Annotated in this window: 12 protein-coding genes; all 12 read left to right on the top strand. The window is 41.4% G+C overall.

Annotated features, from left to right (window positions below; translation table 11 throughout):
- Positions 1-34: 34 nt before the first annotated feature.
- The 12 genes from B5P39_RS14180 to B5P39_RS14125 all read left to right on the top strand — a co-directional run bounded on the left by B5P39_RS14180 (position 35) and on the right by B5P39_RS14125 (position 12442).
- Positions 35-388: a four helix bundle protein gene (locus B5P39_RS14180; protein WP_037424719.1), complete on the top strand. Its 354-nt coding sequence runs from the start codon at positions 35-37 to the stop codon at positions 386-388.
- Between the two features lie 201 nt (positions 389-589).
- A complete protein-coding gene (locus tag B5P39_RS14175) occupies positions 590-1564 on the top strand; it encodes a Wzz/FepE/Etk N-terminal domain-containing protein (RefSeq protein ID WP_088211974.1) in 975 nt (324 codons plus the stop codon).
- Between the two features lie 196 nt (positions 1565-1760).
- Entirely contained in the window at positions 1761-2885 is a 1125-nt protein-coding gene (wecB, locus tag B5P39_RS14170) for a non-hydrolyzing UDP-N-acetylglucosamine 2-epimerase (RefSeq protein WP_088211973.1), read from the top strand.
- Positions 2886-2936: 51 nt separating this feature from the next.
- Positions 2937-4205, top strand: coding sequence for a UDP-N-acetyl-D-mannosamine dehydrogenase (wecC, locus tag B5P39_RS14165; RefSeq protein ID WP_088211972.1), 1269 nt, complete (start codon positions 2937-2939; stop codon positions 4203-4205).
- Positions 4205-5482, top strand: a complete 1278-nt coding sequence (gene tviB, locus B5P39_RS14160; RefSeq protein ID WP_088211971.1) for a Vi polysaccharide biosynthesis UDP-N-acetylglucosamine C-6 dehydrogenase TviB — start codon at positions 4205-4207, stop codon at positions 5480-5482. The genes wecC and tviB overlap by 1 nt, the downstream gene beginning before the upstream one ends.
- Positions 5483-5494: 12 nt before the next feature.
- Complete coding sequence (locus tag B5P39_RS14155) at positions 5495-6517, top strand: NAD-dependent epimerase/dehydratase family protein (RefSeq protein ID WP_088211970.1); 1023 nt, start codon at positions 5495-5497, stop codon at positions 6515-6517.
- A 1-nt stretch (position 6518) separates the two neighbouring features.
- Positions 6519-7592 carry a dTDP-glucose 4,6-dehydratase gene (gene rfbB / locus B5P39_RS14150; RefSeq protein WP_088211969.1) on the top strand — a complete coding sequence of 358 codons (1074 nt, stop codon included), beginning with the start codon at positions 6519-6521 and terminating at the stop codon, positions 7590-7592.
- Between the two features lies 1 nt (position 7593).
- The gene (gene rfbA, locus B5P39_RS14145) at positions 7594-8463 is read left to right on the top strand and encodes a glucose-1-phosphate thymidylyltransferase RfbA (RefSeq protein WP_088211968.1); all 870 of its coding nucleotides are present in this window, start codon (positions 7594-7596) and stop codon (positions 8461-8463) included.
- Positions 8460-9551, top strand: a complete 1092-nt coding sequence (locus tag B5P39_RS14140) for a DegT/DnrJ/EryC1/StrS family aminotransferase (protein WP_088211967.1) — start codon at positions 8460-8462, stop codon at positions 9549-9551. The genes rfbA and B5P39_RS14140 overlap by 4 nt, the downstream gene beginning before the upstream one ends.
- Entirely contained in the window at positions 9548-10285 is a 738-nt protein-coding gene (locus B5P39_RS14135; protein WP_088211966.1) for a dTDP-4-amino-4,6-dideoxyglucose formyltransferase, read from the top strand. Before B5P39_RS14140 ends, B5P39_RS14135 begins: the two co-directional genes overlap by 4 nt.
- A complete protein-coding gene (locus tag B5P39_RS14130; RefSeq protein ID WP_088211965.1) occupies positions 10285-11247 on the top strand; it encodes a glycosyltransferase family 2 protein in 963 nt (320 codons plus the stop codon). The genes B5P39_RS14135 and B5P39_RS14130 overlap by 1 nt, the downstream gene beginning before the upstream one ends.
- A gap of 1 nt (position 11248) precedes the next feature.
- Positions 11249-12442 (top strand): hypothetical protein, encoded by a 1194-nt coding sequence (locus B5P39_RS14125; protein ID WP_088211964.1) that lies wholly within the window; start codon positions 11249-11251, stop codon positions 12440-12442.
- Positions 12443-12502: the final 60 nt, after the last annotated feature.

Genomic DNA, 12502 nt, shown 5'->3' with positions numbered 1-12502 from the left:
TCCTAGATTCTAGTTTCTGCTCTCAAGGAAGATCATGCGATTCGAACAACTGGATGTTTGGAAAAGAGCTTCGAGATTATCTTGTCAAATATATCAAGTGACAGAATCAGTAAGTAATTGGGGTTTTAAAGATCAAATAACCCGTTCAGGATTATCTGTCCCTTCAAATATTGCTGAGGGTGAAGAGCGTGAAACACTAAAAGATCAAATTCGCTTTTTGTACTATGCCAAAGGCTCTCTAGGAGAGCTAGTCACCCAACTTTATATAGGTATTGAAGTTGGATATTTGGCAAAGGAACCCACGTTACTTATGGTTCAAGAAGCAAAAGAATTAGCCAAAATCTTAGGTGCAATTATCAAACAAAAGCAAAGTAAGAGTAAAAGCTAAGAAGAACGCAGCAAAGAGCACTGCTCTACAACGGCCTTCGGCCTCTAGAACGCCACTACGTGGCTTTAGAATCTAGAAGTCGCGAAGCGACGCTCTGCTCTTTCTATAAGGGCGCAGCCCGCTCTGCTTTAAGCTTTTTCCTTTATAGAAGCGCAGCGCTCTCACCGCGCAGCGTACTAGAATCTAGAATCTGAAGAACCAATGAATACACAAATTACTCAAAATCCAAACACATACCAATCCGACACTAGGTTTCCTCAAGTGCAAAACGACGAAATCGATCTTCGAGAGCTTTTTGCCGTCATCTGGCAAGGCAAATGGCTCATTATTGCCATAACCGCTGTTTTTGCGATTGCCTCTGTTGGCTTAGCACTTTATTTACCCAATATCTATAAATCCGAAGCTTTGTTGGCGCCAGCATCAGAGGAGCAGGGCGGTGGCTTAAGTGCCTTGGCATCGCAGTTTGGTGGTTTAGCTAGCCTTGCTGGAGTTAACCTCGGCGGTAAAGGTGGTACTGATAAAACCCAGCTTGCGATCGAAGTATTAAAATCCCGCCAATTTACCAGTGAGTTTATTCAAAAGCACAACATACTTGCTGATTTAATGGCCGCAAAAAAATGGGATAGGGATACGGATAAAATTATTTATGACTCTGAGCTATATAACGAGCAAACCAATACTTGGGTGCGCGATGTAGAACCACCATTTAAACCTGAACCATCGATGCAAGAGGCCTATAAAGTCTTTAGTAAAATCATCGAAGTTAATAAAGATAAAGAATCTGGCATGGTGACCATTTCGGTAGAGCACTTATCCCCAACCGTTGCCCAGCAATGGGTCACTTGGTTAATTCAAGATATTAATAAAGTAATGAAAGATCGTGATGTCGCTGAAGCGCACCGCAGTACTGAGTTTTTAAATCAACAAATCGCCTTAACCAATGTCGCCGATATTAAAACCGTACTTTACAAATTGATTGAAGAGCAGGCAAAAACCATTATGTTTGCCGAAGTTCGCGATGAATACGTATTTAAAACTATCGATCCCGCATTAGCGCCTGAAGAAAAGGCCAAACCCAAACGTGCATTAATTTGCGTTTTAGGCACTATGCTCGGTTGTATGTTAGGGGTGATGTTAGTGCTGGTAAGGTATTTTATGAGAAAAGAGCAAAACTAGAGATTTAAAAAAAAAAAAGGGCCTATTGGGACAGTTTGAAGAAAAACAGTAAAACCTAGGCTTTACGTGGGATAGCGAAAATGCTGTTGTCTCAAAATGGATGAAAAGTGTCTCAGCTTGGTTTGGAAGGCTGAGATGAATATGTGTAGTATTTCAATTTCTTTTTTAGAAATTGTTCTAAATTAGGTCTGAAGTAATGATGAAAAAGAAAGTTCTTACGGTTTTTGGTACACGACCAGAAGCGATAAAAATGGCTCCATTGGTACATGCATTAGCTTCAGATGAGCGTTTTGAAGCAAAAGTCTGTGTAACTGCCCAGCATCGTGAAATGTTAGATCAAGTTTTGTCATTATTTGATATCTCTCCAGATTATGATTTAAATCTGATGAAGGCAGGGCAGACTTTAAACGATATTACTGCCCGTATTTTGCTTGAGCTAAAACCAGTTCTGCAAGAGTTTAAACCCGATGTTGTGTTAGTGCATGGTGATACAGCAACAACTTTTGCAGCAAGCTTAGCAGCATATTACGAGCAAATTGCTGTAGGACATGTTGAAGCGGGTTTACGTACAGGCAATATATATTCCCCATGGCCTGAAGAAGCAAATCGAAAGCTCACTGGTGCTTTAACCAAATACCACTTCGCGCCTACTGAAATATCTAAACAAAATTTACTCCAAGAAAATTATGTTGAAGAGAATATTTTTGTTACTGGTAACACAGTAATTGATGCACTTCTAATGGTAAAAGCCAAGATTGAACAAAATAGTGAACTACAAAATAAATTAGCTGCCCAGTTCCCATTTTTAGATTTAAATAAAAGGTTGATTTTAGTAACAGGTCATCGTCGTGAAAGCTTTGGTGGTGGTTTTGAAAGGATTTGTGAAGCTTTAGCTATCACTGCTAAAGCCAATCCTGATGTGCAGATTCTTTACCCTATGCACTTAAACCCCAATGTGCGTGAGCCAGTTAACCGCATTTTGGGCGGCATTGAAAACATCATCTTAATCGAACCCCAGGAATACCTGCCGTTTATCTATTTGATGATGCGCAGCCATATTATTTTGACCGACTCTGGCGGCATTCAAGAAGAAGCGCCATCACTGGGTAAACCCGTTTTAGTCATGCGTGACACAACCGAGCGCCCCGAGGCAGTAGCGGCAGGCACAGTAAAATTAGTGGGTACGGATGTAGATAAAATCGTTTCAGGGCTTACTGTGCTACTCAATGATGAAGATGCCTACACAGAGATGAGCTTTGCCCACAATCCTTATGGTGATGGCAAAGCCTGCCAAAGAATTTTAAGCGAATTAGCAAAGTAAGAAATTAAGAATCAGATACAAGAAATTAGATACAAGCATTCAGGAAATATCATGTCATTTAAAACAATTTCAGTCATTGGTCTTGGTTATATTGGTTTACCCACAGCCGCAATGTTTGCCTCGCGCAAGGTCAACGTAATTGGTGTAGATGTTTATAAACATGCAGTAGATACCATCAACCAAGGAAGAATTCATATCGTTGAACCAGAGCTTGATATGTTAGTGCATGCAGCGGTGACAGAGGGCTATCTCAGAGCTGTTATGACACCAGAGCCTGCCGATGCCTTTTTAATCGCTGTACCAACACCTTTTTTACCTTGTGCCGAAGGCGAAATTCCTGCTCCTGATTTAACCTATATTGAATCTGCTTGCCGAGGTATTGCACCCGTGCTCAAAAAAGGCGATTTAGTGATTTTAGAGTCTACTTCACCCGTAGGTGCAACAGAGCAAGTAGCCGAGTGGCTTGCGGCTGCTCGGCCAGATTTATCTTTCCCACAAACAGAGGGTGATTTAGCGGATGTAAATGTAGCTCATTGCCCTGAGCGTGTATTACCTGGCCATGTAGTGCGTGAACTAGTTCAAAACGATCGCGTAATTGGTGGTATTTCTGCAACATGCTCAGCACGCTCGGTTGAGCTTTACAAAATATTTGTAGAGGGTGATTGCATTATCACTAATGCTCGAACAGCTGAAATGGCCAAATTAACTGAAAATAGCTCTCGCGATGTGCAAATTGCCTTCGCCAATGAGTTATCGATGATCTGCGATAAATTGAATATTAATGTATGGGAATTGATTAACCTTGCTAATCGTCATCCTCGGGTAAATATCCTCCAACCAGGCCCTGGTGTAGGTGGTCACTGTATTGCGGTAGACCCATGGTTTATTGTTAGTAAAACACCCGAGCAAGCACGTCTTATCCGAACTGCGCGCGAAGTTAATGACAGCAAACCAGGCTGGGTTATCGATAAAGTGAAGTTGGCCATTGCTGACTTTCTGCTGGCTAACCCAAATAAGACAGCGAAAGATGTTACCGTCGCCTGCTATGGATTAGCTTTTAAACCCGATATTGACGATTTACGCGAAAGCCCTGCGATGTTAATAGCACAACAACTTATCGCTTTGCATAGAGGTCCGGTTCTGCTAGTAGAACCGAATATTGATACCTTATCCGCGAAGTTATCTGAGCAGACGTTGCTAAGTGCTGAGCAGGCTTTTGCGCAAGCCGATATCCATGTTTTATTAGTTGATCACAAGCAGTTTAAGGCAGAAGGCCCGACCAAGGGTCATATAGTCGATACAAAGGGGATATGGAATTAATGAAGCAGTTATCTCAAGTTAATATCGCCATTATTGGCCTGGGCTATGTTGGCCTTCCGCTGGCGGTAGAATTTGGCAAACATTACTCAACTTTGGGGTTTGACATTGACCAGGCCAGGATTAACGAGCTTAATCAGGGGCAAGATCACACGCTCGAAGTAAGTAGTGAGGAGCTGGCGACCGCGGCTAAACTTAGCTACAGCTGCGACATTGCCTATTTACGTCAGGCCAATGTGTATATCGTTACCGTTCCCACGCCAATAAATGAGCACCGTCAGCCGGATTTAACGCCGCTGATTAAAGCCTCAGAAACCTTAGGCAAGGTGATAAAGCAGGGCGATATCGTTATTTACGAGTCAACCGTCTACCCAGGCGCAACAGAAGAAGACTGTATTCCGGTAATCGAGCGGGTGTCGGGGCTGAAATACAATGTAGATTTTTTCGCTGGCTACAGCCCGGAGCGGATAAACCCGGGCGATAAAGAGCACCGGGTCACGACGATTAAAAAAGTCACCTCTGGTTCAACGCCCGACATAGCCGATTTTGTTGACAGCCTTTACAGCAGCATTATTACCGCAGGTACTTATAAAGCCAGCTCAATTCGGGTAGCAGAGGCGGCCAAGGTTATAGAAAACACCCAACGCGATTTAAACATAGCGCTGATAAACGAGTTGGCGGTGATTTTTAATAAGCTGGGTATCGACACTGAAGAAGTGTTGTTGGCTGCGGGCACCAAATGGAATTTCCTGCCATTTCGCCCCGGTTTAGTCGGTGGCCACTGTATAGGGGTAGATCCTTACTATTTAACCCATAAAGCCCAGGCGGTAGGTTATCACCCTGAAGTCATTCTGGCCGGACGGCGTATTAACGACAGCATGGGGCGTTATGTTGTCAGCGAACTGGTAAAGGCCATGGTGAAAAAGCGTATCCATGTGGCCGGTGCTAAAGTGCTGGTAATGGGCTTAACCTTTAAAGAAAACTGTCCGGATATTCGTAATACCAAGGTGGTGGATATTTTAGCCGAGCTAAAAGAATACGGTGTTGCAGCTGATGTGTTTGACCCCTGGGTTGATAGCGCCGAAGCGCAGCACGAATATGGTATTACGCCAATCGCCTCACTAGAGCCAGCTTGTTATGATGCCGTAATTCTGGCAGTTGGTCATCAGCAGTTTAAAGACCTTGGTGCTGCCGGTGTTAAAGCCTTAACTAAAGCTGATAGCGTGATTTACGATTTAAAATATGTCTTTGCGGCAAACGCCGTAGATATGCGGCTATAAGGCTACTTACTTATGCAGTATGAAAATGTAAAAAGGCAGTTACTGGCAGAGCCTAAAGTGTGGTTGATCACGGGAGTAGCCGGTTTTATTGGCTCGAATTTACTGGAAACCTTGTTGCAGTTAAATCAGACCGTAGTTGGCTTGGATAATTTTGCTACCGGCCATCAGCATAACCTTGATGAAGTTAAAACCCTGGTAACGCCAGAGCAGTGGTCACGGTTTAACTTTATTCAAGGTGATATTCGCAACTTGGAAGATTACCAACAAGCGGTGACAGGTGTCGATTATGTTTTGCATCAGGCCGCTTTAGGCTCTGTGCCTCGTTCTATTGCTGACCCTATCACAACTAATGCCGCCAATATAACTGGCTTTTTAAATATGTTAGTGGCAGCAAGGGATGCTGGTGTAAAAAGTTTTACTTACGCAGCCAGCAGTTCAACCTATGGTGATCACCCAGTGTTACCGAAAATAGAGGAAAACATCGGTAACCCATTATCGCCTTATGCAGTGACCAAATATGTTAACGAGCTATACGCCAACGTATTTGCCCGTACTTATGGCTTTAAGTGTATTGGATTACGTTACTTTAATGTATTTGGTAAACGCCAAGACCCAAATGGCGCTTATGCAGCTGTCATCCCCAAATGGACGGCTGCAATGATCAAAGGCGATGATTTGATTATTAACGGTGATGGTGAAACAAGCCGGGATTTTTGTTTTATCGAAAATGTCGTTCAGGCCAATATTCTGGCTGCAACAGCGAATGATGCAGCGAAAGATCAGGTATACAACGTAGCAGTTGGTGATAGAACAACACTAAATGACCTGTTTAGTGCGTTACAATTTGCATTAGAAGAAAATGGTAAGTCCTACATTAAAACGCCGGTGTATCGTGATTTTCGAGCGGGAGATGTGCGCCACTCTCAGGCTGATGTCACTAAGGCAAAACGTTTGCTTGGATATGCTCCGTCGCACGCAATACGTATGGGCATTTCGGCAGCTATGCCTTGGTACATCAACTTTATGAGTCAGTAATATGAAATTGTTAGTCACTGGCGGTGCGGGTTTTATTGGTTCGGCCGTAGTTCGCCACATTATAAAAAACACCGATAACTCGGTAGTCAATGTCGATAAACTTACCTATGCTGGTAACTTAAACTCGGTCGCCGATGTAGCAAAAAATACTCGCTACGTGTTTGAACAAGCCGATATCTGTAGTGCAGATGCAATGGCAGATCTTTTTGATAAACATCAGCCAGATGCGGTAATGCACTTAGCTGCAGAGAGTCATGTAGACCGTTCTATCGATGGCCCAGCAGCGTTTATCGGTACTAATATTATTGGTACCTATACGTTATTGGAGGCTGCACGTAATTATTGGAAAGATTTACCTCATGTTCGTAAGCAGGCATTTCGTTTTCATCATATCTCTACCGATGAAGTCTATGGTGATTTGCATGGCATTGATGACTTGTTTACTGAAACTACTCCGTACGCTCCAAGTAGTCCTTATTCAGCCAGTAAGGCCAGTTCGGACCATTTAGTTCGTGCCTGGCACCGTACTTATGGCTTACCGGTTATAGTGACCAATTGCTCCAATAATTACGGCCCTTATCACTTTCCTGAAAAGCTAATACCGCTAATCATCTTAAATGCGTTAGCCGGTAAGCCATTACCTGTTTATGGTAAAGGTAACCAGATCCGTGACTGGCTTTATGTTGAAGACCATGCACGTGCGCTGTACAAGGTAGTAACCGAAGGCAAAATAGGTGAAACCTACAACATTGGCGGCCATAACGAAAAACAAAATATCGAAGTGGTGCACGCCATTTGTGAGCTGATGGACGAATTAGCGCCAATGTACGAACGCGGTTACCCACTTAACACTAAACATTCATCACTCATCACTCATGTAACCGATCGGCCTGGCCACGACATGCGCTACGCTATAGACGCTAGCAAAATTGAGCTCGAACTAGGCTGGAAACCGGAAGAAACCTTTGAAACTGGCTTACGCAAAACCGTACAGTGGTATTTAAAAAATAAAGCCTGGTGGCAAGCCGTGTTGGATGGCAGCTACAAGCTGGAACGTTTAGGCCAGGGAGCTTAGCATGAAAGGCATAATACTAGCCGGTGGCTCTGGTACCCGGCTTTATCCGATAACCCGTGGTGTATCTAAGCAGTTACTGCCAGTGTACGACAAACCGATGATCTACTACCCGTTGTCGGTACTAATGTTGGCCGGTATTCGTGATATTCTTATTATTACTACGCCGGAAGACCAGCCCGCCTTTAAGCGACTATTAAGTGATGGTAGTGATTTTGGCATTAATTTAAGTTACGCCATACAGCCAAGCCCTGATGGCCTGGCGCAAGCTTTTATTATCGGCGAAAGCTTTATCGGTAACGACAATGTGTGCCTAGTGCTGGGCGATAATATTTTTTACGGCCAGGGTTTTAGCCCGAAATTAAAGCAAGCTGCAATGCGTCCATCCGGAGCGACTGTATTTGGCTATCAGGTGCGTGATCCAGAGAGATTTGGTGTAGTCGAGTTTGATGAAAATCGTAAAGCGATATCTATAGAAGAAAAGCCGCTTAAACCTAAATCAAACTATGCCGTTACCGGCTTGTATTTTTATGATAACGATGTCATCGACATAGCGAAAAATATTCAACCTTCAGCACGTGGTGAGCTAGAAATTACCTGTGTTAATCGTGAGTACTTAAAACGCGGTGCATTGCAGGTTGAAATGTTGGGCCGGGGGTTTGCTTGGCTGGACACTGGCACTTACGACAGCTTACTTGAAGCATCTTCTTTTGTACAAACCATCGAGCATCGACAGGGCTTTAAAGTCGCGGTGCTGGAAGAGATTGCTTATTTAAATGGTTGGCTGACACAGTCTGACATCAGTCGTATAGCCAATACGATGGCAAAAAATAGCTATGGCCAGTATTTGGCTGAGTTGGTGAAAGCAAAATGATTCCAGTTAATAAACCTTATTTACCTGCATTTGAAAAATACACCAAGTACCTTGAACGCGTTTATGATAAAGCCTGGTTAACAAACAACGGCCCCTTAGTTCAGGAACTAAAAGTACGGCTGGAAGAGTATCTGGGCGTAAAAAACTTATTGCCAGTGGCTAATGGCACCCTCGCCATGCAACTTGCCTATAAAGTATTTAATTTAAAAGGCAATGCGGTAACTACGCCTTTTACATTTATTGCCACCAGCAGTAGTTTGGCATGGGAAGGTGTAACCCCTAAGTTTGCTGACATTGACCCGCTAAGTTATAACTTATGCCCGAATAAAGCCCGCCAGGCCATAGATTCCGACACCACAGCGATAGTGCCAGTGCATGTATACGGTAACCCTTGTGATGTCGAAGCGTTTGAACAAATAGGCAAAGAGCACAAGGTGAAAGTGATTTACGATGCTGCCCATGCCTTTGGCGTTAAGGTTAATGGTAATAGCGTACTAAATTATGGCGATGCGTCTACCCTAAGCTTCCATGCTACCAAGGTGTTTCACAGTGTTGAAGGTGGCGCAGTGATCTTTAAAAATAGCGATGACTATGAGCGCGCTGTATTGATGACAAACTTTGGTATAGATACTAAAACAATTAACATTGTTGATAGTGGTATTAATACCAAAATGAGTGAAGTACATGCAGCAATGGGTTTGGCTGTTCTTGACGATATAGAAACAATACTTAGCCATCGGGTAAATCTATTCGAACTTTATGCAAAACAACTCTGCGGCATTGCCACCATGCCAGCATGGCTCGATGGAGCGAGTTTAAACGGTGCCTATATGCCAGTGATGTTCAATGATGAACATATAACCAGCAAAGTGTTAGATGGATTAAAAGCTTCTGGTGTATTTGCAAGACGTTATTTCAGTCCATCTATAAATAAGATTAACTGTTATGGTGCTGCTGATAACACTCCTTGCCCGGTGTCTGAACATGGTGCTAACACAACGCTGTGCCTTCCGCTATACACGGCATTAAGCGAACAAGAAGTTACTTATGTTTGTAGTGAAATTAGAAAAATAGTGGGTGGCAAATGATGCATGTTCTGATTGTCTCCGACAACAAGCCGTTAGTTAGTTTTATACAAAACCTTGTGGCAGTTAATGCTGATAAATTTCAGAGCGTAACTTTTGATTATCGCTACAGCGCTATAAACAAGAACCCAGCATCACTTATCTCCTTAGGTTTAACATCAATAAATGTAAAATCTGAGAAAGATGTTGCACATATTGTTGAGCATTACGAATTGGTTGTTTCCGCGCATTGCAAGCAGATATTTCCATCAGAATTAGTTAATAACGTGCGTTGCATTAATATCCACCCTGGCTTAAACCCACATAATCGTGGTTGGTTTCCGCAGGTTTTCTCAATCATCAATAAAAAGCCAGTTGGATGTACCATCCACCTAATGAATGAAGAAATTGATGATGGCGCCATTTTATTTCAGAAAGAAGTGCCTATTTTCGAGTGGGACACGTCATTAAATGTTTATGAAAGAGTTCAGCAAACTGAAATGGATCTGTTAAAGGACCATTTGGCTGACTTAGTATTTGCTAATTACCAGCAAAAACTGTCGTATGAAAAAGGCAATTACAACGGAATAAGTGACTTTAAAGCACTGTGTAAGCTGAATTTAGATCATATTGGAACGCTTCGCGATCACATTGACCTGCTTAGAGCGTTAAGCCATGGTGATTTTAACAACGCTTACTACTTAAGACCCGATGGTTCAAAAGTGTATATTCGGTTATCTGCAGAGCTTGTTAAGTGATGAATAAACCAAAAGTTAGTGTTGCTATAATTACGTATAATGCTGAGAACTTTATCCGAGATGTGTTGACAAGTGTCGCATCTCAGCAGTCTAGTTTTGACTTTGAAATTGTCATTGGAGACGATGCTTCTAAAGACGGAACTCAAGAGATACTGAAGGAGTTCTCCGAACGATATAATAATATAAGTTTGGTTCTTCACGACTCTAACGTTGGTGCAAACCAAAACTACTTAGATGTTTTAGCTGCTTGTAAAGGCGAATACATTGCCCACTTGGATGGCGATGATCTCATGTATCCAAATAAGCTGCAGACTCAATCAGATTACTTAGACAAGAATCTTGATGTAAGTGCATGTTTTCACAACATGAAAGTTTTTGAAGATAAAACGAATAAATTTATTCGATTTTATAACGACTCTAACCGAGCTGAGAAAGTAACGATAGAAGAGTTAGTTAAGTATGGTGCAGGGTTATGTCATAGCGCTAAAATGTTTCGAAGAAGTACAATAGAAGATATAGAGCTAACCCTTCCTACAAAAATTGTTTTTGATTGGCTGATGCACATTATTCATGCTCGACACGGAAAGATTGCTTATATTGATGAGGTTTTGGGAGCCTATAGGAACAACCCAAATAGTGTAGTTTTTTCAAATACAGAAAAAATAGAACAAGTTCGTCAAGACTTTATTTTAACGCTTAAGATTGCTGAATCCTTTGGGGTATCTAGAAAATCAATAATTTATGGACTGGCTAGAATTAATTTCGAACGTTCATTGAGAGCATTGGAACAAAAGAACTATCAATTGTTTAATGAACTCATTGAAGAAAGCGCTAAAGATGGCACTTATTTAGGTTCTTACCATCAGGTTATTCATAGGCTTAGAATCACCCCGAGGTTGTTATATATGCTTTATTCTTTGAAGAAAAACTTCTCGTCATACCGAAAAAGAAAAAGTCACTAGCATGCTCTATACCATTTTAATTCGTTACCTCACTGTGTTCGTTCAGTTTTTGATTATAGGTACGACGATTTGGCTTTATGGCTCTGAGTCAAGGGGAGTGGTGGCAGGATTGATCGCCACTTTTAGCCTAGTCGGTGCAATAAGCTCTTTTACTATAGGTAAAGGTCTAATTGCGTTACTAGAAAGAGCGAAGGGTAAAGATCTAGACAATGGTAGCCTTTATATCAGTGCTATAACTGTTTCGCTTTTACTGGTTATACTGTCTTTTATTTCACATTTGGTACTTAAAAAATATTTAATAAATTTTTATGGTAATATACCAATTGAAACTATCAAATATTTTTACCCGGCTGTTTTCTACTATGTGTGGATACAAGTTGGCGCTTATCTATATTCGTTATCGTCAAAACTAAAGATATACAACTCGATATCACTAGTGTCTAATTTTGCGGTTATGATTGGATTAGTATGGATTGCTCTAGTTGACAAAATAGCTTTTGAAAATTTTTTATTATTTATTTCTACCATTTTCTTTCTCGAATTTTTGCTGAGTGCAGGTGTTTTTTATAGAGTTATGTCGCTAAAAAGTGCTAAACCAAAATACAAGAATCTCGTGTTTAAATCGGGGATGAAATTACATATAGATACTATCGGCGGTGTAATGTTTTCGTCTATTAGCTTAGTATTAGTTAACGCCTATTTGACACTTGAAGATGTCGCCAATTATGATATTGCAGTTAGACTGTTTGCTTTGCTTTGTGTTATGCCTCAAATGGTGCAAATGTTTAATCACGATAAGGTAGTATATAAAGACTCAAGATTGCTGATAAAATCACAAATGCAACTTCTCAAGAAAGTAGCCGTTGTTTTTTTACTACTTTTTCCACTTTCTTTGTTAGTATTGTCACAACTGCGTTCTTGGATTAACTTATCCACCGAAATAATTTGGTTATACGCAATCTTAGCTTTAGGATTCATCCCTTATTTCTACTGCTCGATCGTTTCACCATTTTGGATAAAACGAGGCCATGGGATACAATTATCATTTACAACTCTATTGATTGGAGTTTTTGGCAGTATTAATTCAATTTTTCTGATGAATAAATATTCAGTTTATGGAGCAGCACTCGCTGTGATAGTCAACTACTTCGCCGCGATGATGATAAATATGGCTTATCGTAGTAAGTACATTTAAATTTAATTCTTTTTGATGACTAGATGACTAACTGTGACATAGCGAAATCATCAATTCAAA

The organism is Shewanella sp. Shew256 (assembly GCF_002196695.1).
Lineage (GTDB): Bacteria > Pseudomonadota > Gammaproteobacteria > Enterobacterales > Shewanellaceae > Shewanella > Shewanella mangrovisoli.
Note: the sequence above shows the minus strand (reverse complement) of the source record. Positions and strands in the feature narration are given on the sequence as shown.